Here is a 24,288-nt window from a genome sequence, read left to right as displayed (position 1 = left end):
TCAGGGGACACTCTTGCTGTCCCCTGACTTGGTCATCCGCTACAGGAACAGCTGAATTACAAGCATTACCGCACTGAATCCTGCCATGATTCCCATCAGCGGCATAATAAATTTCAGCCATTTATCGTATGTTACATCTACCATGGCAAGAGAAGCCAGAATCAGTCCGGCCGGCGTAATAAAGGAAATCAGTCCGAGCCCGTATGCATAAGCAGAAACAATCGCCGCTCTGGATACACCCACCGTGTCCGCAAGCGGTGCCATAATCGGCACAGAAAGCACTGCCAGTCCCGATGAAGAGGAAATGAAAAATCCAAGCACGATAAATACAAGCATCATCAGGATAATAAACAGAACCGGATTTATTCCGCTGATTGCTCCGGAGAAGAATGCCAGAATTGTATCCGACACCATCCCATTTTCCAGAATGATATTAATTCCGCGGGCAACACCGACAACGAGTGCAACGCTCATCAGGTCGGCTGCTCCGCCGATGAACTGATCCATGAAGTTCTTTTCTCCGATTCCGGAGGTGAAGGCAAGAATGATCGCGCACGCCAGAAAGAGTGCGGTCATGCTGTCAAACCACCACTGCTTTGCAACCAGTCCCCATACAAGCACCCCAAAAGTAATTCCAAATACGGCCAGAGAAAGTTTCATGCGTCCTGTAAATTCCGGAACCTCCCCCTGATGCCCGAACTTTTTCATATGATATTCGTACTGATCATAGCAGATTGATTTTGTCGGATCCGCTTTTACCTTTTTCGCATAGCGCAGAATATAAACCAGTGTAATAATCACACCGATGATCAATGCCGCGAAACGGAATCCCATTCCGTCCGCCAGGCTGATTCCCGCCGCATTGGATGCGTTTCCTACTGAAAACGGATTAATCGTCGGGAACATGGTTCCGATCGATGATCCCATATAGATCGCTGCGATACACACGATGACATCATACCCCGCCGCCAAAAAGACGGGAACCAGAATCGGATACAGAGCGATCGTCTCCTCCGCAAGTCCGAACGTTGTTCCTCCTGCCGCAATAATAATCGTAATCAGGACAATCAGAATGTATTCCTTTCCCTTTGTAATCTTTGACAGAACCGCAATCGCCGAATTGAATGCTCCCATATAATTCAGGACACCGATACATCCACCAAGAACAAAGATAAAAAGAATGATATCAATCGAATCATATACCCCGCTGATTGGTGCCAGAAGAATTTCAAAAACTCCCTGCGGGTTTTGTTCTACTGTTTCATAAGTTCCCGGAATCGCAACCGGTTTGCTGATGGTTCCATCCAGAAATTTGTCCAGATTTCCGGTAACTCCCAGTTCATCCAGCGTCTCCTGGGTAGGATCCATTTCCGTGATTTCGCCCTCCGGGTTTGTAACTTCAAACATTTCCGTCTGTGCGTTATAAGCCAGCTTGGAATACAGACCCGCAGGCACAACCGCTGTCAGGATCGCCGCAAAAATCAAAACAATAAACAACACGGTCAATGCTGACGGGAACGACAGCTTTTTCTTTTTCTTTTCCATATCCTGTTTTCCTCTACTTTTCTGCAAATATTTTTACAAGTTCTACAATAATCTGTACCGCTTTTTCCATTCCTTCTACCGATACATGCTCCAGCGGTCCATGATATCCATGTCCTCCTGTTCCAAGATTCGGACAAGGAAGCCCTTTAAAAGAAAGCTTGCATCCATCCGTACCTCCCCTGATCGGGCAGATGACAGGCATGGCTCCTGCCAGCTCACATGCTTTTTTTGCATTTTCGATCAGATAAAAATGATCTTTTACAATACATTCCATGTTTTTATATTCATCTTTCAGTTCAAGGGAAACAGTTCCTTCACCCCAGATTTCATTCATGGATTTTTCAATATGCCGGAGTGTTTCCTTTCTTGCACGGAAACTTGTCTCATCATGGTCACGTACAATATACTCCATTACCGCATGGCTTTCATCTCCGTGAATGGTCAGAAGATGATAAAATCCTTCATAACCTTCTGTATATCTCGGCGTCTCATATTTTGGAAGCATCTGATTGATTTCTGCCGCCAGAAGTACCGCATTGATCATTACGTTTTTGGCTGATCCCGGATGGACACTTTTTCCTTCTACCGTAAACTTCGCTTCGCAGGCATTGAAATTCTGATACTGGATTTCTCCTTCTCCATCTCCGTCCAGCGTATAAGCCACTTCGGCATCAAAGGCGTCAAAATCAAAGTATGCCGCCCCTGCTCCGCACTCCTCATCCGGAGTAAAGGCCACACTGATCTGTCCGTGCGGAATCTCCTCCTCAATGATGATTCGGAGCATCTCCATGATCTCAGCAATTCCGGCCTTATCATCCACTCCAAGAATGGTACGCCCGTCTGAAGTGATCAGGGTTCTTCCTTTCCACTCTTTCAGGTGAGGGAAATCCTCCGTACTGATTACCCGTCCGCATTCTTTCAGCTTTACGTCTTCCCCATCGTAATTCTCGATACGGACCGGGGTGATTTCTCCTTCACAGAATTCGGATACAGTATCCATATGGGCGATAAACCCGATTTTCTTCCGGTTCTCGTATCCTTCCGTCGCTTTTAAGGTCCCATATACAAAACAATGGGCATCCAGTCTTGCGTCCTCTATTCCAAGCTCTTTCAGTTCCCGGACCAGAATTTCCGCAAGGTCAAACTGACATTTTGTTGTCGGTACACATTCCACATTCTCATCGCACGGTGTCTTTACGGTAATGTACCTCATAAGCCTCTCTTCTACCTGCATCTTTTTTCTCCTTCCGTTTTTATCTGGAACTATTTTATAAGCTGAACGTATTTCCTGCAAATCTTCTTCGTTTTCTTGACACGAAAATTTTTCTCGTGATATTATAGGCTCAGTCGAAAAAGCACAAAGATTCCTGCTTAATTTTTTCGGCGCCAAGCTCTTTGTGCATTTTTCATAAAATAATCGATTATTATGAAAGGTTTTTGATATGGATGTCAATAAAATCATCGGACAAAATATAAAAAAATATCGTACCGCCTATAATATGACTTTAAAAGAGATGTCCGATAAACTCCATAAAAGCATCTCAACGATTTCCAAATATGAAAAAGGCGAGATTTCCCTGGATATGACAACGTTTCTTGAAACGGCAAAAATTCTCCGTATTTCACCGTCTGCCCTTCTTTCCGGCACCTCGGTTCTTTCTAATGAGCATTCTGAGACTGATCATAATGCCGAGGTTATATATATGTATACATACAGCGGTTCTGAAAAGGAGATTGTCCGCAGCCTTATTGAACAGTATCCTCCGGTTTCTCCTGATGATCCTTACCGCGTTCATCTTTATAATGATGTCCGCGATTTTAAAAATCCCGGAAGCTGCAGCGGCTTTTATACCGGAGACTACTCTGAAAACGGATTCCTCGGAACCTATATCCTTCACAACCAGATTTCTTCTACTGAGCATGTTATGATTTCCTGCGTAAAAAATCTGGTCAACTCGAACCAGCAGCTTGGACTTGTCTCCGGACTTTCAAACTATACTATGCTCCCTGTTGTTTTTAAAACGGTTCTGTCCCGGAGCGAACTTACAGACAGAAAACATTTAATGGACCTTTTAACATTTTCCAGAGAAGACTTCCGGGAACTGAAGCAGTCACACTGTCTTGTGGTCCGTAATGTCAGATAAGGAGGAATTTGTCATGATACGATTAATCGCCAGCGACCTTGACGGTACGCTTTTGAGAAACGGAGCGCAGGCTCTATCTCCGGAAGTTTTTGAACTGCTTCCTGCCCTCAGGAAAAAAGGCATTCATTTTGTCGCTGCAAGCGGCCGCCAGTACGCCAATATCCGCCGTCTCTTTGCGCCGCTTCAGGATGAAATTTCCTATGTTGCGGAAAACGGTTCTCTTTGTATGCATGAGGGAAAAATGGTTGCTTCCGGCCAGATTGACCGGGATCTTGCCAACGAAATTATTCTGGAAGCACGCCGTCAGCCGGACTGCTCGCTTCTTTATTCCAGCCCGGAAAAGTGCTACGTTGAAAAAGGAAATGACCGTCTTTACGACCATATTAAAAATCATGTCCACTATGATGTGGAGCTTGCAGATGATCTGACACAGCTGGATGCTCTGTGCCTGAAAGTTGCAATCTGTAACTTTGACGGTGCAGACCGTTCGTTCGGATATTTCCGCGAAAAGTATCAGGATCGTATTAAAATTGTCACCTCCGGAAATATCTGGTTTGATTTTATTGCACCGAATGCAGATAAGGGAACCGGACTTGCGGCTATCGCCTCTGCTCTTGAAATCCGTCCGGAGGAATGTATGACGTTCGGCGATCAATATAATGATATTGAGATGCTTGCATTCACTCCAAACAGCTATGCGATGGATACCTGTGCAAAAGGGGTGGAGCGCTACGCCGCACATCAGACTTCTTCGGTAGAAGAGGTCATCCGAACCCTTTTATAAACCTGTCTGCACAGTTACCGGAATTTGCAAAAAAGAGAGGAATATATTATGACGACTGTACCGCATCCATCCTCAGGGATGGATTTGAAGCTCATGTATCAGGACTGCACGCTCTGTCCCCGAATGTGCCATGCCGACCGGACCAGCAAGACCGGTTTCTGCAGATGTACCGATGAAATCACGGCGGCCAGAGCCGCCCTTCATTTCTGGGAAGAGCCATGTATCAGCGGATCCGGAGGAAGCGGAACTGTATTTTTCAGCGGCTGCACATTAAAATGCTGCTTTTGCCAGAATTATCAGATCAGTCAGGAGGGATTTGGGAAAAAGATTTCCACGGAAGAACTTGCCCGGATTTTTCTGGATCTTCAGGAACAGGGGGCAGAAAATATCAGTCTGGTCACTGCAGACCAGTACCTGCCGTCTGTCGTTTCTGCATTAGATCTGGTTAAAGGCCGGATCCGGGTTCCTGTTGTCTATAACTGCAGCGGCTATGAACGGTTGGAAAGCCTTCAGCTTCTCTCCGGTTATATTGATATTTTTCTTCCGGATCTGAAATACTATGATACAGGCATTGCGCAGAAATATTCCCGTGCAGGAGATTATTTTTTCTATGCATCCAGGGCCATTCCGGAAATGATCCGCCAGACCGGCATTCCCCGGTTTAACCAGCAGGGAGTTCTGGAGAAAGGCGTCATTGTGCGCCATATGGTTCTTCCGGGACAAAAAGCTGATTCGATCCGTCTTCTGCACTGGATGGCGGACCATCTGGAAAAGGGCAGCTTCCTTTTAAGCCTGATGAGCCAGTATACACCTTTTTACCACGCATCCGATTATCCGGAAATCAACCGGCGGATCACAACATACGAATACGAAAAGGTTCTGGACGAGGCCGTCCGCCTCGGACTGACTGACGGATATATGCAGGAAAAATCCAGCGCAAAGGAGGAGTACACTCCTGCTTTTAATCTGGAAGGAATAGAAAGGAGAATCTAAATGAAATATAAACATTCCGGAGACGAGTATACGCTCCATTTCAGCCACAACATACTGGCGTTTCTCTATGTTGTACTTGGAATTGTACTTTTGATCAAGCCAACCGAACTGACCCGTCTGTTCTGCATCTTTCTCGGCATTGCAGCTCTGCTTTACGGCGGAATCAGACTGTTCTCCTATCTGCGCAGAAAAGAATATGAATCCGCCTTTCAGATGGATCTGATTCTTGGCGTGATTCTGATTGTCGTCGGAGTCGTCTGCCTGGTACAGCCGCGGATTATTCTTTCCATTCTGCCATTTGTCCTTGGGATCATTATTCTGCTGGATGCCATCGGAATCCTTCAGCGGTCACTTCGACTGCGGAGACTTGACTATGACGGATGGTGGATTTCCCTGATTCTGGCACTGGTGCTGGCACTTTTCGGACTTATTCTGATTGCCAATCCGTTTGAGACGACGATTCTCTTTGTCCGTTTTCTCGGATTTACACTGCTGGCAGACGGATGCTTCGATCTGTGGGGAATTTATCTGTATCGAAAATATCTCTAATTTGAAATATTCTGAAACTTTAGAACGATTTGAAATTCGGGACAGTTTCTCATCACAATAGAAAAACAGAGGTGCGGACTTCTTCGTACGGGTATTACGTACAGAAAAGCTCCGGCACCTCTGTTTTCTATTTTTGATTTGCTGAGTTTATTGTTCTATTTTGCGGTTTATCCTACTGTGATCGTGTAGGATTTCTCAAAGATTCTGCCCGGTTCCAGCATATTTCCCCATTCTCTTTCTTCCAGCTTCTTACTGAAGTCCGCCCGGTCGCATCTTCCGTACCACGGTTCTATGCAGACAAACGGAGCCTTGCCGCCTTTCGGGGCCCAGATTCCAAAGAGCGGTGCGTCAAACTCAACTGTCACATAGGCATTTCCTTCCGGATCTACAAGAGCTACGTTGTGTGCCTGGTCGTTTTCAATAACCAGCGCGTCTCTTGAAAACAGGTCTTCTGCGATCTGCATTTCTCCATTTTCCAGCTGATATTCGGCCTTTTCCTCTGTCAGAAGGCCGCCCTCTCCGATGAGGCTGGAGACCACCGGACCTTCCGCGTCAAAACGCAGCCGGTAATCCGTCTGTTTTCCCTTCCCGGAAATCGGGCAGACAAACGCCGGATGGCCGCCGATGGAAAAATACATTGTCTTCTCATTTGTATTTTCCACTTTCCACATCACTTTCACACTTCTGCCTTCCAGTCTGTAACCAATGGACAGGCAGAAATCAAACGGATACTTTTCCTTTGTTTCCGGCGTTTCATGCAGCTCAAACCAGATTTCATTTTCCGCTTCTTCCGTCACAGTAAAATCCATATCCCTGGCAAAGCCATGCTGCGACATCGAATACGTCTTTCCCTCATAGATACTCTCCTTATCCCGGTAGTTTCCAACCAGAGGGAAAAGCACCGGGGACGTCCGTTTCCAGAAAGCCGGATCCGCATCCCACAGATACTCCTGTCCGGTCTGATTGTCCTTTAAAGACCTCATCTCCGCTCCATGAGAAGCGATTTCCAGTGTCAGTTCTTCATTTTTCAAACAAAACATAGACTGTTCCTCCTTTTACCGGTCACGACAGACCTGAAAAATATAAAACTTCAGGCTGATGCCCTGCATCCCCCGTCTAGCAAGGCATTTCCATATACTGTGCCCCTTAATACACCACTACTACACCACTTTTCCTATCAACGCCATCTCTTCCTTTAAGGTATGCTCTTCCACATGACAATACAGATCCATTGTCATCTGCAGGGAATTATGCCCCAGAATCTTCTGTAATGTTTTGGGACGCATGCCTTTTTCAATAGCTTTCGTAGCGAACGTGTGCCGTAAACCATGCGGGGTGAAGGGTTCAAAATTCAGATCCGGATACTTTCTGTTTATTTTTTTAATCAGATAACGAAGAGCTCCTCTGATATTTGCCTCATTGATAGGATTGTTTGTCTTGCTGCAAAACACAAGGTTTTCCATTCCGATGCGGGGATTATGGCGAACGGCAATACGCTCTTTTCGCAATTTCATTTCCTGAAAAACATCCCGGACTTCTACTGTCATCGGAATCATTCTCTTCCCGGCTTTTGTTTTCGGCTGATGAAATTCATATATAGCTTTCCCGTCTTCCGGCAGATAACACAGTGTTTTATCTACCAGTATTGTGCCATTTTCCATATCAATACAATCCCAGGTTAGTCCGAGGATTTCTCCCATACGCATTCCGGTTCCCAGAGCGACCACAAAAAACGGATACAGCTGCCCGCCTTTAGACTCTTCCAGGATAATATTTATTTCCGCATCGCTGAGAATTCGCTTTTCTTCTTTATATTCATTTTCGATAATCGGATTTATGCCGACTGCAATATTTTTATGTAGAAGATCCGCTTCCACAGCCCTGTTGAGCATATCTACAAGAAGCGCTTTGCAATCGCACCGCATGGCGTCTGTAGCCAGCTGATTAAATGCATCCTGAAGTATGATCAGATTTAATCTGGTCAGCTTTCTCCAGCCCAGGCTCTCACGAAGGCGGTTGTATTGGATTGCATAGGTCCTTTTTGTTGTATCTCTGCAATGTTTCTTACATGTTGTGATCCATTTTTCATACCATTCATCCAGGGTCATACCGGTCGAAATTACGTTGAGCTGTTTATCATCGTTGAACTGCTCTTCCCGCAACTTCTTTGTGATTTCTGTCACTGTAGAGGCGTACAGCGTCTGGCGCTTTCCGAATCTGTTCGTAAATCTGGCCTGATATATTCCATCCTTCCTTTGTGTGATTCCTTTTCCAAGTTCTTTCCCGTTCAATGATTTTCCCATAAATATTTCCTTTCTTCACATTGAACAGGAACCTGTTTACCCATACTTTACTATACCACAGGTTCCTGTTTATTTGTTTAAATCCGCGATATTTATGCCGTATTTTTTTCAAGCCATCTGTCCAGTTCTTTTTTATTAGCATACCATCTGTTCCCGATCTGAACGCCAAAGCCATTATTCCCTCTTACCAGTTCCCTGGCTTTCGTCTGCCCGATTCCAAGATAAAGACAAATTTCCTTAATATTCAATAATTGCTTTTCTATTTTTCTTTCCCTTACTGGGATATTGGTCATAAATATATCTCCTTCCCTCCTGAAAAATACCTGACAGGAAGAAGCCGTCTTAATACATTATACTTTCAGACACTTCCCAGGCAGTCTTCAGGCAATTTACAAACTTCAATTTTGCTTTATTTTTCAGGGTTTAGGCAGTTCAGGCGGTTTATTTTCACTCTTTAGAGAAAAATAAATTATAAAATAAAAAGTAATTCCTTTTTACCCACCTGGAATGCCTGAAACGCCTGGATTATTTTTCACTACTCTGTACGGATTGCCACATGGATCCCACGGAACCCGCGTACTGTCTTCCCGTTGTTCCCGGGAAGATTCTTATCATAAGTCAGCCCCAGCGGCTGTGCATTCTCATTCAGATACTTCTTAAAGGTATTCTCTGCCCTGGGTCTTTCCAGATTATCTTCGCACCACTTGCGATAGGCAAAATAGAGCTGTCTGGAGCTGGCATAGGTTCCTTCTGCCCTTCTCACGTATCCGGAAGAATTCAGAAACGAAATGATGTTATTCTCATTTTCCATTAGATCCTTCAGGTTCTTCTTTGCCCGGTCGCTGATGCTGAATTCAAATCCGTTCCGAATCAGCCTGTGAAGCCCTTCCAGACACCACAGCGCGATTCCTTCTGCCTCCCGGATCAGTTTGTCCCCCAGATACCGGTCGTCCTTCCGGTCAGCAGGACGCTCTTTCGTCGTCAGGAGAATTTGTCTGCGGTAGAATCCATAGGACTGATCATGGAGGGATTTCAGTGAACCATTACCAAAGCAGATAATGCGCACATACAAAATCCCCTGTACACTCTGTTTCCCTTTTCTTTCCAGATCAATCTTATCCTCCATCGTGACGATGCTTTTAATATTGTTTGTGGAAGGCAGGGCTTCTGTCCTCATATCATCATCCATGAACAGAAGTTTTCCTTCCTGGTCGGCACGGTTAAACCGGTCATTCTCTAGTTTTTGAATGCTCCCTGTATTCATGTTGTCTCCTAGAATAGCCCGCAGCACCCGTCCGATCCGGCTTTTCCCTTCACCGCCTTTTCCAATCATAAGAAGCATTTTCTGACCGCGGTTGCTGGGGATCATCACATAACCCATGAATTCCTGAAGTACCGGAATATCCTCTTTTTCCAACAGGTCATCCAGAAAAGCCAGCCATTTCTCCGGCGCCGGAGCGCCCGGATTATATCTGACAGGGAGCCGGTTCATTGTCCATTCTTTTTCTTCTGAAAAATATCCTGCCAGATGATACGTCCCGTTGTGGAAATGAATCCTGTCTTCCCTGATTGGCGGCCTTTCACACTGACACATTAATTTCAGCGTGTTTAGGATACGCTCTACAGTTTTGGCAACATTGGTTTTCTGATAAGGCCGGATCTCATCTAAAATTTCTTTTCGGGCGGTTTCATCTTCAATCTCACCATCCAGATCATAAAGCCTGCCGTGAATACATTTCCGTTCTTTCTTCCGGAGCAGATATTCACAGAGAGCAATCTCATCAATCTTATTTCCATCGAACCAGTCCGCAAATTCGGATGACTCCGCAGTGTCCGTTTTACCTAGAAGTGTTTTCAGAGCTTCCAGCTGTTCCGGTTTCAGGCTTTTGAAGTCTTCCTGCATACCCCGTAATCTCCTTTCCGGCGGACAACAGCAGTTCCACCCGTTTTTCCAGCGGTGAATACAACAGGACATCCATCAGATACTCAACTCTGGTCAGCCTGTCCAGAGCTTCACAGAATCTGGAAACCCATTCTTCATCCGGTCTCTTTGGTGCATAAAGTTCTTTCCAAAACTGAAGCTGCTCCCGATACTGCCCGAGAATAGAAAAACAGATCCGTTCCAGTTTCCCGTAATTCCGCTCCAGTGATGCTGTTGTCACAATCCTTTTGCATTTTCCTCTGTCCGGCGGACGCTGTACCTCATACCGGACTCCGAAATCCTTTGCCAATTTCTCGGCAGCTTGCCGGACAGATAATCCAAAATATGCAGCTGTAAAATCAATCACATCTCCGTCCGCCTGGCAACCAAAACAATGAAACCTCTGATCCAGTTTCATACTGGGATGTCTGTCTCTGTGGAACGGACAGCATGCCATTCCATTTTTCGTCACCTTGATCCCGTAATATTCAGCTGCCTGCCTTGCCGTTACAGTGTTTTTGACTGCTTCAAATACGTTCATTTCATATCCCTTCCTTTCATTTATCGACAGTCTCTGAAAGGAAAAAAATATTTTTCCCTTCACTTAACCCAACGGGGAGGGGGAATTTTACAAGGTGAACTCAAATTTCTTAATTATTTTTTTACGATACAGGAATCAAATATGATCCTCGCTTTTGTCACCCAAATATTTTTCCCTTCACTTATAAGGGAAGAGGATGGGCGTTTTACAAACGAAAAGAATAATTTTTTAAAAATCTATATAGAATTGCAGGAGTAAATTTACGCATATTAAAAGCCGGGCAGTTTCGTGCCGCCCGGCTCATATAGAATATTACTTTCAACATATTTTAACTATTCCAGCATATTTTTGAGAAGATTTTCAAACCGTTCTTCTTTAAAACATAATTCATTTCCTCAAACCGAAAGTTGAGAACTAAAACTCATACCTTGTTCCATGCGAGAGTAACAGCCCGTCTGTTAATTCTATGCATAAAATTATTGTATTCTCATCATCAAAATTATTATGTCCATTGTCAATCCACTCAGAAAATACATTTTTCAATTTCTCGGCAATTTGATAATTTTCCTCTTTCCCAAAATATCCCAAATTGATACTCTTTCCATGTGCTGTAAACCATTCCCCGGCTATTGCAACAGCAGGGTTGTTTTTTATATGCTTCATTTTATTTGAAAGTGCATATGTAATAATATAAAACGCGCCATTCTCATAATAGGCATTTACATAACGCACAAAAGGCACCGCATTTTCTATTGTTGCCAATGCAATAATGGTATCTTTTCCAAAACGTTCCCTCATTATTTTTTCAGCATCTTCACTCAATTTTTTCACAAGACCATCTCCTTTTCTTATTTATTCAGTTTCATAAACTGGACTTTACAGGTTTCTCATATCATCTAACTGTTTTGCTCTTTGATATGCACAAACTAAAAATTCCTGAATAGATAAATCTTCATAATCCCAATTCATAGGTTCCAGAGTTGTCGCACCTTGATAGCCTGTGAGCGTTATTTTCCTCATGACTTCTTGTCAATCAATATTACCATCAAAAGGAAGCTGATGCTGATTATGCTTTCCTCCATTATCCTGCAAATGTAACGCCATTAAACGTTTACCATACTTGTTCAGCAAATCAATATCAGATGCATGGTTTTGATGATGACAACTGTCATAACAGTAGCCTACAAATTTTGACTGAAAAGTATTCAACACACGATCCAGATTATTTATATTTGCTAAATTTCAAAGGCAATTTGAATCTCTTCATTTTCTGCCTTATGAATAATATTCTGCAATCTATTTAACCCCAGTTCGTTAACCGGATATTGATCATCGGGTAGATGAATCACCATTGTAGGGATATGAAAGTCGACGCAATCTTCTACACACTGGAGATATGTTTGGTAGACGCTTTCTCCATTCAAATCATCTGATGATAAATGATTCTGTTCATGGACTGGTGTGTGCATATTCTCTATTTCCAATCCAGCATTTTGGGCAAGGCGAACGTCCTCCTGATATCCCGTCCCCCTTCCGAACTTGTCGCTCCACCATAACATCACGCAATCAAATCCAGCCCATTTTATTAATTTGTATCTATCTTCAAAAGACACATCAAAACTACCACCATAACCGAAACAATCATAGATTCCTACCATAGTCAGTCCCCTTTATAAATCCGAATTCGTTAATTTGATTATACTTTATTTTTTCATAAATCACTATAATTTTCAAACTGTTCTGATACTTGGATACATCTTTTTATTTTTTCTCAAGCATTCCCCGAATTTTTTCTGCCTTTAGTTATATTAAATGAGAGAGCTTGCAGTTTTATAAGGGCAAGATCCACCCCGGTAATACAAAAACAGATTTTCTGTCTTTTGTATGATCCGTGGTCGGCATCTTGTTGGGGATTACGATTTCCCCAAGCCCTCGTTGATCAGCTACACTTATAACTGATAGCGTCCGCAATAACTTACCCCGGTAACTATATTCAGAAACGACACCGAAATGCTACAAAATCATCAGTTAAAGCAATCGGCAGAATAATCCTAAGCTGACTATACCCGCCGTCAAAAAAGCTCATGTAAACCTACGAAAATTTCAAAAAATGATACCGAAACATGACCCAAATTCCTGCCCTGTCAAGAAACCGACCATCCAAAGAGCGCAAGTGAAACTGATTTGATATTCCTATTTTTTTGCTTTCCTCATCCGACATATTACCCATGCATTTACATGGTTTATTACAATAAGTCCACCGATCAAAATCATCACTTCCCATATCGGCCAGCTGAACACAAAATAGGAAAGCCTCTGTTCCATATAATATCGAACCGGAATCAGCACAGCCATCCCCATAGTCAGTAACAGACCGGCAGTGAACAGACAGTAATAACTACCTTCAGCTATGATCAGTTTTCTTTTCTGTCTTTCTGTCATACCTACACTCTCCATCACAGACAGTTCCCTTTTCCTTGTAAGAAAACCTGTGACCATGATATTGAAATAATTTGTAAAACCTGCCAGCAGAAGAACAACACTTATACTGCCAAGAATCATCCTGTTCCCTTGAATATACGATGCCGCTTCGCTCATGAGATCCGATTTACTGATACAGAAGATTCCGGCTTCTCCGCTTCCCCTGTCATAAGAAGTCTCTGTCATCAAGCTCCGGCGCTGATTCTCTTCTGAAATAATCTTCTGGATTTCAGCATTTACCGCTGATTCTTTTTCCCGGTCAATCTCCAGCTCCATGTACAATGTTTTCTTTTCTGTAGGTATTTTTTCAAACCCCTGTTCGCTAATCAGAAAGTACAGATTTCCTTCTGAACCATGCCAGGTCTGGCGAATATCAGGGAAATCATCCGCCTGGTTATCCAGATAGCCGCACAGGCTGAATTCTTCAGACTGTCTTGTCTGAAAATTACCTTCTTCCCCTTGTTCCATTCGTTCTGTATCGGTCATACTGCTCCACCAGATCTGGTCTGCTCTTGACCGCAAGGTTTCAAAATATACAGGCTCTCCCACGCTTTCCTGCGCAAACTGTTCCTGTCCCTTAGACAACGCATGATCGTGAAGAATCAACACTCCAGTACCACTTGCAAAGGACTCCATATCAACCGCAAGATCTTTGTCATTCACGTATTTTGTAAGTAATTCGATTTCATCGTCCCCGAGGATCTGAACCACGTCTTCAGACCATCCTTCGAGCATTTCCTGATCTTCCTTGTCACCGGCAGAAGATTCGTTCAGAGGTTTAATTCCCTTTCTCGAAATAACCGTATCGAGATAAGCGCCTTCCATAATATACGATTCTTCCAGATTCAAACCATCGATACCCATCAATTTTTTTCTGACATCCGAAGATATCGGTGAAAATTCATCATATTCATTATCATACAACAGAGCAAAGAAACTCCCTTCGGTCAGCATAGGGTCCTGGCCGGCGTCCCGGGTCTGATATTCTTCCCCGTATCCCCTCTCTCGCCCCCATGCACTGAATTGCCCTGCGATCAGAAAATCCGGCCGTTTTTCAATTACATGTTCATAATCGCTTCCGGACGTGATCACAACTGCCCAGATAAACGTTTCCAATCCAAGAAAAAGGGAAAGTACCGTCATGATAAACCGTTTCCTGTAACCGGCAATATTTCTTCCAGCCAGATAACGGATTTCCCCGGCTGGACTGCGTTTCTTTTTTCCGAAAACAGAATTCCTTTTCTGTTGATACCGGGATCCCGGCCGTTTCCCGGCCGATACTTCTGTGTAGCGGATACTTTCCGCGCAGGACATTTTCACTGTTCTCCTGATTACTCCGGCCGACGCAGCCAGAACAATTCCGTCTGTAAAGAAAATCGCCAGTAATAAAATTACCGGATGAAAAATGCGGAGTCCCTCCCCGCCGCCAATCTTCCGAAGATACTCACTGCTCAGGACCGTCGGGATAATTCTTGCCAGCAAAACCGCCGATAATGCAGCGCCGGTCGCTGTCCCGGGGACAAGAATCTGCAAAATCTGATGGGAATAAATTTTTGAAACCTGCTTCTGTGTTGCTCCGATCGTGTTTAAAAGCCCCAGCTGCCGAATGTCTCCCGCCATGGAAATCTGCAGTACATTGTGGCACAGAAAAAAGATGCCGCACAGAACGATCACTGTCCCAAGAACTGCTATTTCATAACCGCCCATAATACCTTCTACAGCCTGATGTACCGCAGTGTCGCTTACAGTAATCTTCTGTTCCTGATTTCTCATCTGCAGATCTTCATATAAACGCGTTTCTGTCTCCTGCCATCCCAGGCGGTCTGACTGGCGGAAAATCAGATCCGCCTCTTCCTTTGACCGAATTCCCCAGTCGGCCAGTTTCTTCTCCGAAATGTACCCCGGCGCATTCTCAATACCATGATCGGCAAACCATCCGCTCAGGATAAAGGTTTCATCTGAAGTTTGAAATAATCCATAAGAAACCGTAAGTTGTATTTCCATCCCTTTCTGTGGATTCCTTATTCCAAAAGCTACCAGAACCTTTTCTGAAAGCATAATCTCCTGTTCCTTTTCAGGATAACTTCCATAGATTTTTGTATAAGCCGGACAGATCAGCTTTTCCCAGGCATCTGTATCCACCCATTTTATTGTACAGACCGACTTTTCTGTATTCTCCTGAACAGTATCTGTTTTTGCTGGCTCTGCCGGTCCTACCGTCATGCATCTTCCTGCCTGCTCTATATAACTCAAGGATTTTAAACGGGTATACTGGGATGTACTTCCTTTTTCCACTGTCCCGGATGCCGCCGTGCCGGCTGTCCGGATTGTGCGCATCTCCTCCGCACGGATCTTTCCGCGGGTGATGCCAAATACCATGGTCAGCGTAACGACAGATAGAACTACAGCCAGAAAAAGAATCCTGTTTCTTCCTTTGGTCGATCCGGCGTACCGGACAGAAAGCATACGAATCACATTCCGGTTATCATTCGGGGTATAATTTTTTCTTTCCATAAGCTACCCCTCCTGTGTGAACTTCCCGCAGTTCTCACAGATCCGTCCATCTGACATCCGGATGATCCGGTCTGCCATCTGGGCCACCGCCTCCTGATGCGTCACAACGATCATGGTCTGATGGAATCTGGAAGCGCAGGATTTCAGAAGTCCCGTCACTTCCATGCCGGTAACAGAATCCAGATTTCCCGTAGGTTCATCCGCCAACAGAACCGCCGGTTTCGTAAGAAGCGCCCTTGCGATTGCCGTTCTCTGCTGCTGACCTCCGGAGAGCGTGCCTGGCAGCCGGTCTAATTTATCCGAAAGACCCAAAAGACCAGTAATCTCTTCAAAAAAACTTTCATCCACGCCCTGACCGTCCAGCCTGAGGGGAAGTACGATATTTTCATAAACACTGAGAGACGGAATCAGATTATACTGCTGAAAAACAAATCCAATATTCCGTCTCCGAAAGACTGTGCGCTCCTCCCGGTCCATATCCTTCAGACTGCTGCCCCGGATCCAGACTCCCCCGGAATCGGGTACATCCAAACCACCCAGCATATTCAGAAGTGTTGTCTTTCCGCTGCCCGAGGTTCCGACCACCGCAAGGAATTCGCCGTCCTCAGCCGTCAGCGAGACTCCATCCAAAGCATGAACTTCATAAGTATCTGTAACATAATATTTTTTCAGATTTACTGCATTTATCATATCCATATCAAATCTCCTGTTTTTGTTTTTTCAGTATATACAGTAAATCTTACAAATTACTGACAAAATCCATGATTAATCTTATAAAGGAAGATTTACTTCCATGATCAGTCCAAAATCCGCCCTCTTTGCCGTCAGAAATCCTCCGTGCAAATGGATGATCTCTCTTGCAAGGTAAAGCCCAATCCCAAATCCTTCCTGGATGGTAACACGCCGTCCCCGATAAAATCTACGAAAAATCAGATTTTCTTCCCCCTCTTCAATTCCAATTCCGTGATCCCGGACCTGTAACTTAAAATACAGTTCATTCTGCGCCAATATAACTTCGACAATCCCCCGCTGTCCACTGTATTTCACCGCATTGTCCAGAATATTATAGATCGCTTCACCCAACCAGTTAGGGTCGTGGCTGCAGACTGCCCGTTCCGGCATGTCAATGTGAAATTGAATTTCTTTTTCCTCCGCCCTGTTCTGGATCTGGCCAAAGGTGTTCTGGATCGTCCTGCACAGATCACATTCATTTTTACGGATCTGAATGACATGGTGTTCCAAGCGGGCCATCTTCACGAAACTGTCTACCAGAAAATGCAATTTCTTTTCACTTTCTTCCAGGGAAGATATGTACTGCCCGCTGATCTGTTCCATCTCTTTCTCCCCCGTCAGCACATCCTCGACTGCATTCCCCAAAAGACAGGTATAACTTTCAATATTTGCCAACGGCGTCCTCATCTGGTGGGCAACCTCGGAGATCAGTTTCTGGATTTCATCCCGGCTCTTTTCCGCTTCTTTTCTCCTACCCTCTAACATCTCCTGAATGCGTACCAGCTGATTTTCGATCCTGGATAGCATAAGTTCATCACCCGGAGAAGACACAAAAAGTTTTCTGCCTGCCAGAATATCCTCCGTCATAGACGCTGCTTTTTTCAGTTCCTCCATGCGCAGTTTCTTCTGGCGGATATATACGGCACATCCGCCCATGATGATTCCGATCAAAAAAGAAAGCAATGTTGTCAAATACATTTTCTTATTCCCCCATGCGGTAACCTAGACCAAAAACATTCTTTATATGCGACCGATCGCCGCCCAGCTTTTTCTTCAGCCGGCTGATCGTGACACTTACAGTATTCTCTTCTATAAACGCTCCGTCAAGTCCCCAGATCCTGTCCAGAATATTTTCCTTTGTCAATACCTGTCCCTGATTTTCCATAAAGAGAGTCAGCAGATGATATTCTTTTGCTGTCAGGATAATTTCTTCGTTTCCTGAAAACACTTTCTTTTTTTCCGGATATAAAGTAATGTCGCCGCAGGTAAGCATGCTGCCCTCTTTATGCCTCTTAAGAACCGCTTCTATTCGTTTCAGAAGCACCCTCATAGAAAATGGTTTTACGACATAATCATCCGCTCCGCTTTCAAAGGCCTCGATCATATCCTTTTCTTCGTCTCTAGCCGTCAGAAAAATCGCCGGAATTCTTCTCTCAGAAGTCAGTTCACGATATAAACTGATTCCATTCCCATCCGGAAGTCCAATATCTATTACAAACAAGTCCATGTCTTCAACAGATATATCCAATGCTTCTTTTTTGCAATGAACAGAAACAGTGGAATATCCATTATCTGTCAAATACTGATTCAATGCCTGATTCAGAAGGCGGTCATCTTCTATAATTCCAATCATCATACTTATAAACCTCTTATTTTATCTGCCAGTCAATCTGATTATACTTCTCTGCCCGTTAAATGACCACTCATTTTTCTTCTCACATATTTCCAAAAAGCTGAAAAATACCCTGTCAGGCATCCTGTGCTTCAAAGACCTGTCAGGGTATTTCTATATGTTCTTTTACGATGAATTATCAGGTTTCAGGTTCCTGTCAATGTACTACACCATTTTCATTTTTACATTCTGGCACTACACCATTTACTACACCATTTTTCTAAAAAATTGCACCATCCGACAACAGGTTACGATATTTTTTCTCCATTGCCACATTACCTTAAATCCTTATAAATCAAGGATTTCCGGATGCCTCTGCACCCTATTTCTCATCGCACACCTGGAAGATGTAAAACTTCAGATAATACGATTCATCCGCCGCCCAGAGGATCGGATGGTCCGGTGCCTGTGTCCGGAATTCCACCTGTCTGAGCCGACAGTGGACGCTTTTAGCGGCCTGCGCGATCGTCTTTGTAAACAGCTCATAATCCATGAAATGAGAACAGGAACAGGTTGCAAGAAAACCACCGTCTTTTACCAGCTTCATGCCACGCAGGTTGATTTCCCGGTAGCCTTTCACCGCATTTTTAATCGAACTTCTGGACTTCGTAAACGCCGGCGGATCCAGAATCACAACATCATACTTTTCTCCCTGCTTCTCCAGCTCCGGAAGCAGTTCAAACACGTCCCGGCTGATAAATTTCACCCGGTCAGAAAGCCCGTTCAGATCCGCATTCTCCCTGGCCTGATTTACCGCCAGATCCGACGCATCCACACCAAGCACACTCTCCGCGCCCGCAATTCCCGCATTCAGTGCAAACGATCCGGTATGTGTAAAACAATCCAGCACCTTTGCATTCTTGCAGAGCTTCTGAATCGCCAGACGATTATACTTCTGATCCAGGAAAAATCCGGTCTTCTGGCCATCCTTCACATCCACAATATAACGGACACCATTCTCCACGATCTCAACATTCGTATCAAATTCCTCTCCGAGGAATCCTTTCACCTTTTTCAGTCCTTCCTTCTCTCTCTCCTTCGCGTCACTGCGCTCATACACACCGCGGATCCTGATACCATCCTCCAAAAGAATCTCCCGGAGCAGCTCAATCAACAGTTCCTTATATCGGTCAATTCCCAGAGCAAGCGCCTGAAACACCAGCACATCCGAGAACTTATCAATCACCATGCCCGGAAGAAAATCCGCCTCGCCAAACACAATCCGGCAGCTCGATGTATCCACCGTTTTTTTCCTGTACTCCCATGCATCTTTCAGGCGCATACAGAAAAACTCCTCATCAATCTCCTGATCAATATTCCTCGTCAGCATCCGCACACGAATCTTTGAATGCCGGTTAATAAATCCCCTGCCCATCGGATACCCGTCAAAATCATGGACAAGCACGATATCCCCATCATCAAACTCACCCAATACACTATCGATCTCATTATCAAAAATCCAGGCACCACCGGACTTCAACATCCGGCCCTCCCCCTTTTTCAACGTCACAACAGCAAAACTCATATCTCAATCTCCCATCTTTCACTTTCAATTCTCCCTTATCATATCACATCCCCCTGATCCCGTCTCCCATTTCCATATATTCCGAATCTTCTGAAAATTCACCATCGGGGACAGGTCAAAATCCATTAAAAACCACCCCAATCCCAGAAAACACAACACTTTCAAAAACATTCTACAATTTCACCAACGGGGACGTGTTCCGATGCATCGGAACACGTCCCCGTTAATGAAAAATTATATAATTTCTACTACTTCGTAGCCTGCTTTTTTGACGGCGTTCCGGATGTCGTCGTCTGAGATCTGGCGGTCGTAGGATACGATGGCCTGTGATTTTTTGAAGCTTACTTTGGCGGCTGCGCCGTCGATTCTGTTGATGGATCTGGTCACGTTTTCTGCGCAGTGTTCGCAGTGCATGCCGGAGATTTTTACTGTTTTTTCTCCGATTTTTGGATGCTGCAGTTTCTTTTCTTCGGTTTTGATCAGTCCTTTGCTTCCTCCTCCGCAGCAGGCTCCTTCGCCTTTGAAGTGTTTAATGGTTCCTTTGACTGCGAAAATGATGATAACTAATACGATGAGTAAGATAATGATGTCTACCATATTTTTACTCCTTTATTTCTTCTTTTACATTTTGGGAAAAAATCTCCGTAATAACTTTAAATATCCGTACTGAATATCTGTAATCTGCTGTCTGTTCTATCGGTTTTTCCGTTTTTTTCTGATCCAGAGAACCAGCTGGTAAATTCCCATCGCAATGAGATAGATGAGAATGAATGCGCCGATGGCATAGAGCATGGAGTTTGTATCGCCCATTTTTCTACCTTCTTTCCTGAACAATCGGGCTGTTTTCATTCGGCTGTTTATTTCTTTTTCTGATAGAGGGAAGCGCTGCAGCCCGCGCAGGAACCGGAGCAGCCGCTGCATCCTGCGCAGCCTCCTTTCCCGCTCTTTTTATCCTGATGTTTTCTGTAAATAATGTATCCGCAATATCCAAGTACCAGTGCAAGGATAATGATATCGGCAATACCTGCTATCATGGTTTTGTTCCCTCCTTCTATTCATATGTGTTTGTATGTTCTTTCTGAATTGTTTAATAATAATTTCTTGAAATGTTCATGAAAGCCGGCCATGGTAAATCATAGCCAGCTTTCTTTATTATACCTCTTATCTTGCTGCCTGAACAGAAGTTTTGGTATAGACTTTCTGGTTTTTGTACGGATCCGGTCTGAACAGTAAAATCAGGAAAATGATTGCTACGATAAATCCGGCTGCTGTTCCGATTCCGAATGCTCCACCCATTACAAAGCTTCCGATCTGGTATACGCTTAAGCATACAAGGTATGCGAATATATTCTGGAATGCGATTGCAAACCAGAACCATTTTCTGGACTGCATCTGCTGCGCCATTGTGGCAATCGCTGCAAGGCACGGAGAGTCAAGCAGGTTGAACAGCAGGAAAGAGAATGCCGCGATGGTTGTCGGGAACCATGCTGCCACGCCCTGTGCAACGTTAACTGCATCTTCGGTATCCCCTGCTACGTTCGCAAGAACACCCATCGTGGATACGATCGCTTCTTTTGCTGTGAATCCGGACAGGGATGCTGCCACCGGCTGCCATTCCCCAAAGCCGAGTGGTGCAAAAAGCGGAGCGATCACGCCGCCGATTACCGCAAGGAGACTGTTGTTGCTGTCCTCTACCATTCCGAATCCTCCGTCTGCAAATCCGAATCCTCCGAGGAACCACATCACTACACATGCGAGGAAGAGAATCGTTCCGGCTTTAATAATGAAGCCTTTCAGTCTTTCCCATACATGCATCAGTACTGTCTTTGCAGACGGAATGTGGTACTGTGGAAGCTCCATTACGAACGGAGCCGGCTTTCCGGAAAATGGTTTTGTCTTCTTTAAAATGATTGCGGATACAAGTACCGCCAGAATTCCGATGAAGTACATCAGCGGAGCAACAAATCCGCCTGCCACATAGCTTCCTGTCGCATAGCTTGCCATAACCCCTCCCATAAGGGCAATAACCGGAAGTTTTGCTCCGCATGGGATGAAGGTTGCTGTCATAATAGTAAGTCGTCTGTCATTATCCTGCTCGATAGTCTTGGAGGCCATGATTCCCGGGATACCGCATCCTGAAGAGATCAGAAGAGGAATAAAGCTCTTTCCCGAAAGCCCGAAGTGACGGAAAATACGGTCCATAACGAACGCGATACGAACCATGTATCCGCAGTCCTCAAGGAGAGACAGGAACAGGAAGAGAATTGCCATCTGCGGTACAAATCCGAGTACCGCGCCGACACCGCCGATAATGCCGTCTACAACAAGCCCTGTCACAAGATCCCCTGCGCCGATCGCGCCAAGCCCGGATGAAACCGCATCCTGAATTGCCACTACAAAAACGTCATTCGTCCAGTCTGTTACAATCGTACCGATTGTCGTAACGGAAATGTAGTACACAACCGCCATAACTATAAGGAAAATCGGAATACCGAGAATACGGTTTGTCACAATCCGGTCGATCTTGTCAGAGACGGTAAGCTGTCCTTTTGCCTTTTTCACAGTAGATGCTACAAGCTTCTGTATGTAATTATAGCGTCCATCGGTAATGATACTTTCCATATCATCATCGTGTACTTTTTCCAGTTCTTTTGCCTCTGTCTCTGCCTGATTTAATACTGCATGTGGAAACTTCTTGCTTTCTTTGACTTTGCTGTCGCGCTCCAGAAGTTTCACCGCGTACCATCTTTTCTTGTTTTCACTGATAGAATCCGGCAGCATTCCCTGCACGTCAGAAACCGCTTTTTCAATATCTTCTTCAAAGATTTCTCCCGGAAGCTTGTGTTCGGACTTTTTCGCAACTTTCACGGCTTCGTCAATCACTTCATTCAATCCTGTGCCTTTTAAGGCGGATGTTTCAATAATCGGGCAGCCAATCAGCATGCTCAGTCTTTTTACGTCGATTTTAATATTGTTCTTTGCCAGAAGATCGCTCATGTTTAACGCGATTACAACCGGAATTCCTGTCTCGATGAGCTGTGTTGTCAGATACAGGTTTCTCTCAATGTTTGTCGCGTCTACCAGATCAATAATGACATCCGGATCTTCATTCAGAAGATAATCACGGCTGACAACTTCCTCCAGTGTATATGGTGAAAGAGAATAGATTCCAGGAAGGTCTGTTACGATCACTTCCTCCTTCCCTTTTCTGCTCTTCACCTTTCCTTCTTTTTTCTCAACGGTAACGCCAGGCCAGTTCCCAACGTATTGATTCGCTCCCGTCAAGGCATTGAACATCGTCGTCTTACCACAGTTCGGGTTTCCGGCGAGCGCAATTTTTACTGCCATAAATCCTACCTCCTAAAGTTAGTTTATGTTAACTCATGTTTAAAAAAATATTGTTAGTTTTACTTAACCTGTACACACTCTGCATCATTTTTTCTTACAGAGAGTTCGTATCCCCTCACGGTAATTTCTACCGGGTCTCCAAGAGGCGCTACTTTTCTGATATAAATTTCGCTCCCTTTTGTAATTCCCATATCCATGATCCGGCGCTTATATGCCCCGTCTCCTTCAATTCTGGTTACTACTACTGTTGAACCAACTTCAGCGTCTTTTAATGTCATATTTCTTCTCCTTCCTATAGGTTAAAAACAGCCGGTGTTTTCCGTCAGACTATACCATTATGCGTTTGGCCATATCTTCATTGATCGCGACTCTGGAATCCTTGATATTTACAATCAGGTTCCCGTTCAATTTGGAAATCACACTGACTTCCGCGTTTTCAACAAATCCGAGTCCCGCAAGAAAGCGTTTTGTTTCCTCAGCTCCGCCCACGCGTTTAATCCAGGCCTTATCACCCTGCTGTAAAAAAATCAATGGCTGCATAGAATCCCCTCCGCTTATTAGAATCTTTTTCCTTCCGGAAAATGGTTAGCATTTTCTAACTGTTATCAAGTTTACTACCACTAACTTCCTTTGTCAAGCATGTGTTTATACTTTTTTAATAATTTAAGAATTTTATGTTTCCTGTTCAATCGGTCATGAATCCGCTTTCTCTTCGGGGCTGTCAAATACATGGTATTTATCAAAAAGACGCTGTAATTACAGACTCCTGTCCATGATTACAACGCCTTTTCCACTGTGTCTGTTTTCTTTGCGGTATCTATCCTACCAAAACGTGGATCGCTTTTTCCAGATCATAAAATTCGGACTGTACTTCCAGATTCTCCACAATCTTAACCTGTGCTTCCTCTGTCAGTGCCAGCACCTGATGCCAGATCCCTTTCTTCAGGCATACCGGCTTGTCCAGTATAAATGCTTCGTATTCTTCCGGATTTTCATGCGTTGCTACCACAAGAACTGTCAGCCCATGCAGCGGTTCAAAACTTTCCCGGGATGTCGGGTGACACTCCATCCGTTGGATTTCTTTGTTTGTATACCGGAACACGGCAAGCCGCCATGGTTCCTTCTCTTCTGTAGTAATAATACAGAATGTTTCTTCTATGCCGGCCGGAAATTCCAGGACCTCTCCATATGGTAAAAATGTTTCTCTTTGAACATACTGTAATGTTTTCATTCTTC

General features: G+C 44.4%; 25 protein-coding genes. 4 read left to right on the top strand and 21 right to left on the bottom strand.

Translation table 11 applies throughout. The features are described 5' to 3' along the window. Window positions 1-39 precede the first annotated feature (39 nt). Both Selli1_RS08890 and pepT read right to left on the bottom strand, forming a co-directional pair. Window positions 40-1,545 (bottom strand): YfcC family protein, encoded by a 1,506-nt coding sequence (locus Selli1_RS08890; protein WP_087252227.1) that lies wholly within the window; start codon window positions 1,543-1,545, stop codon window positions 40-42. Between the two features lie 13 nt (window positions 1,546-1,558). Continuing rightward, window positions 1,559-2,779 carry a peptidase T gene (gene pepT / locus Selli1_RS08885; protein ID WP_281872755.1) on the bottom strand — a complete coding sequence of 407 codons (1,221 nt, stop codon included), beginning with the start codon at window positions 2,777-2,779 and terminating at the stop codon, window positions 1,559-1,561. Window positions 2,780-2,987: 208 nt separating this feature from the next. Between pepT and Selli1_RS08880 the strand changes: the two genes are divergently transcribed. From Selli1_RS08880 to Selli1_RS08865, 4 genes are read left to right on the top strand one after another with little or no spacing between them, the layout of a single operon-like run. Then, window positions 2,988-3,689: a helix-turn-helix domain-containing protein gene (locus Selli1_RS08880; RefSeq protein WP_087166817.1), complete on the top strand. Its 702-nt coding sequence runs from the start codon at window positions 2,988-2,990 to the stop codon at window positions 3,687-3,689. 13 nt (window positions 3,690-3,702) lie between these two features. After that, entirely contained in the window at window positions 3,703-4,473 is a 771-nt protein-coding gene (locus Selli1_RS08875) for an HAD family hydrolase (RefSeq protein ID WP_138373019.1), read from the top strand. A 48-nt stretch (window positions 4,474-4,521) separates the two neighbouring features. Further along, a complete protein-coding gene (locus tag Selli1_RS08870; protein ID WP_242958907.1) occupies window positions 4,522-5,466 on the top strand; it encodes a radical SAM protein in 945 nt (314 codons plus the stop codon). Continuing rightward, window positions 5,467-6,015 (top strand): HdeD family acid-resistance protein, encoded by a 549-nt coding sequence (locus tag Selli1_RS08865; RefSeq protein WP_087166815.1) that lies wholly within the window; start codon window positions 5,467-5,469, stop codon window positions 6,013-6,015. 167 nt (window positions 6,016-6,182) lie between these two features. Here the strand turns inward: Selli1_RS08865 and Selli1_RS08860 are convergent, their stop codons facing one another. From Selli1_RS08860 to Selli1_RS08775, 19 genes are all read right to left on the bottom strand, one after another. Next, window positions 6,183-7,055 (bottom strand): aldose 1-epimerase family protein, encoded by an 873-nt coding sequence (locus tag Selli1_RS08860; protein ID WP_087166814.1) that lies wholly within the window; start codon window positions 7,053-7,055, stop codon window positions 6,183-6,185. A 120-nt stretch (window positions 7,056-7,175) separates the two neighbouring features. Continuing rightward, window positions 7,176-8,318, bottom strand: coding sequence for a site-specific integrase (locus Selli1_RS08855; protein WP_087200728.1), 1,143 nt, complete (start codon window positions 8,316-8,318; stop codon window positions 7,176-7,178). Between the two features lie 92 nt (window positions 8,319-8,410). Next, complete coding sequence (locus Selli1_RS08850) at window positions 8,411-8,611, bottom strand: helix-turn-helix domain-containing protein (RefSeq protein WP_144018242.1); 201 nt, start codon at window positions 8,609-8,611, stop codon at window positions 8,411-8,413. 242 nt (window positions 8,612-8,853) lie between these two features. Beyond that, window positions 8,854-10,221: a DNA primase family protein gene (locus Selli1_RS08845; RefSeq protein ID WP_087252231.1), complete on the bottom strand. Its 1,368-nt coding sequence runs from the start codon at window positions 10,219-10,221 to the stop codon at window positions 8,854-8,856. Next, window positions 10,157-10,780, bottom strand: coding sequence for a CHC2 zinc finger domain-containing protein (locus Selli1_RS08840; protein WP_087200723.1), 624 nt, complete (start codon window positions 10,778-10,780; stop codon window positions 10,157-10,159). The genes Selli1_RS08845 and Selli1_RS08840 overlap by 65 nt, the downstream gene beginning before the upstream one ends. 414 nt (window positions 10,781-11,194) lie before the next feature. Then, window positions 11,195-11,611: a pyridoxamine 5'-phosphate oxidase family protein gene (locus Selli1_RS08835; RefSeq protein ID WP_087200721.1), complete on the bottom strand. Its 417-nt coding sequence runs from the start codon at window positions 11,609-11,611 to the stop codon at window positions 11,195-11,197. 198 nt (window positions 11,612-11,809) lie between these two features. Beyond that, entirely contained in the window at window positions 11,810-11,992 is a 183-nt protein-coding gene (locus Selli1_RS18520) for an IolE/MocC family protein (RefSeq protein ID WP_334304928.1), read from the bottom strand. Window positions 11,993-12,015: 23 nt separating this feature from the next. Then, the gene (locus tag Selli1_RS08830; protein ID WP_281872752.1) at window positions 12,016-12,438 is read right to left on the bottom strand and encodes a hypothetical protein; all 423 of its coding nucleotides are present in this window, start codon (window positions 12,436-12,438) and stop codon (window positions 12,016-12,018) included. A 535-nt stretch (window positions 12,439-12,973) separates the two neighbouring features. Then, the gene (locus Selli1_RS08825; RefSeq protein ID WP_087252232.1) at window positions 12,974-15,775 is read right to left on the bottom strand and encodes an FtsX-like permease family protein; all 2,802 of its coding nucleotides are present in this window, start codon (window positions 15,773-15,775) and stop codon (window positions 12,974-12,976) included. Window positions 15,776-15,778: 3 nt separating this feature from the next. Continuing rightward, window positions 15,779-16,471: an ABC transporter ATP-binding protein gene (locus Selli1_RS08820; protein ID WP_281844236.1), complete on the bottom strand. Its 693-nt coding sequence runs from the start codon at window positions 16,469-16,471 to the stop codon at window positions 15,779-15,781. Between the two features lie 75 nt (window positions 16,472-16,546). Then, window positions 16,547-17,485 carry a sensor histidine kinase gene (locus tag Selli1_RS08815; protein WP_087200715.1) on the bottom strand — a complete coding sequence of 313 codons (939 nt, stop codon included), beginning with the start codon at window positions 17,483-17,485 and terminating at the stop codon, window positions 16,547-16,549. A gap of 4 nt (window positions 17,486-17,489) precedes the next feature. After that, window positions 17,490-18,143: a response regulator transcription factor gene (locus Selli1_RS08810; protein ID WP_087200714.1), complete on the bottom strand. Its 654-nt coding sequence runs from the start codon at window positions 18,141-18,143 to the stop codon at window positions 17,490-17,492. Window positions 18,144-18,501: 358 nt separating this feature from the next. Beyond that, window positions 18,502-19,704 (bottom strand): class I SAM-dependent rRNA methyltransferase, encoded by a 1,203-nt coding sequence (locus Selli1_RS08805; RefSeq protein WP_281872750.1) that lies wholly within the window; start codon window positions 19,702-19,704, stop codon window positions 18,502-18,504. A gap of 234 nt (window positions 19,705-19,938) precedes the next feature. Beyond that, the gene (locus Selli1_RS08800; RefSeq protein WP_087166805.1) at window positions 19,939-20,301 is read right to left on the bottom strand and encodes a heavy-metal-associated domain-containing protein; all 363 of its coding nucleotides are present in this window, start codon (window positions 20,299-20,301) and stop codon (window positions 19,939-19,941) included. A 260-nt stretch (window positions 20,302-20,561) separates the two neighbouring features. Continuing rightward, window positions 20,562-20,738: a FeoB-associated Cys-rich membrane protein gene (locus tag Selli1_RS08795; protein WP_087166804.1), complete on the bottom strand. Its 177-nt coding sequence runs from the start codon at window positions 20,736-20,738 to the stop codon at window positions 20,562-20,564. Window positions 20,739-20,865: 127 nt separating this feature from the next. Next, window positions 20,866-23,052: a ferrous iron transport protein B gene (feoB, locus tag Selli1_RS08790; protein WP_281844235.1), complete on the bottom strand. Its 2,187-nt coding sequence runs from the start codon at window positions 23,050-23,052 to the stop codon at window positions 20,866-20,868. Between the two features lie 59 nt (window positions 23,053-23,111). Beyond that, complete coding sequence (locus Selli1_RS08785) at window positions 23,112-23,330, bottom strand: FeoA family protein (RefSeq protein ID WP_087252235.1); 219 nt, start codon at window positions 23,328-23,330, stop codon at window positions 23,112-23,114. Window positions 23,331-23,379: 49 nt separating this feature from the next. Then, window positions 23,380-23,592, bottom strand: a complete 213-nt coding sequence (locus Selli1_RS08780) for a FeoA family protein (RefSeq protein WP_087166801.1) — start codon at window positions 23,590-23,592, stop codon at window positions 23,380-23,382. A 277-nt stretch (window positions 23,593-23,869) separates the two neighbouring features. After that, on the bottom strand, window positions 23,870-24,283 hold the full coding sequence (locus tag Selli1_RS08775; RefSeq protein WP_087166800.1) for an ureidoglycolate lyase: 414 nt from the start codon (window positions 24,281-24,283) through the stop codon (window positions 23,870-23,872). Window positions 24,284-24,288: the final 5 nt, after the last annotated feature.

This window comes from Sellimonas catena (assembly GCF_027924685.1).
Classification (GTDB): Bacteria; Bacillota; Clostridia; order Lachnospirales; family Lachnospiraceae; genus Sellimonas; species Sellimonas catena.
Note: the sequence above shows the minus strand (reverse complement) of the source record. Positions and strands in the feature narration are given on the sequence as shown.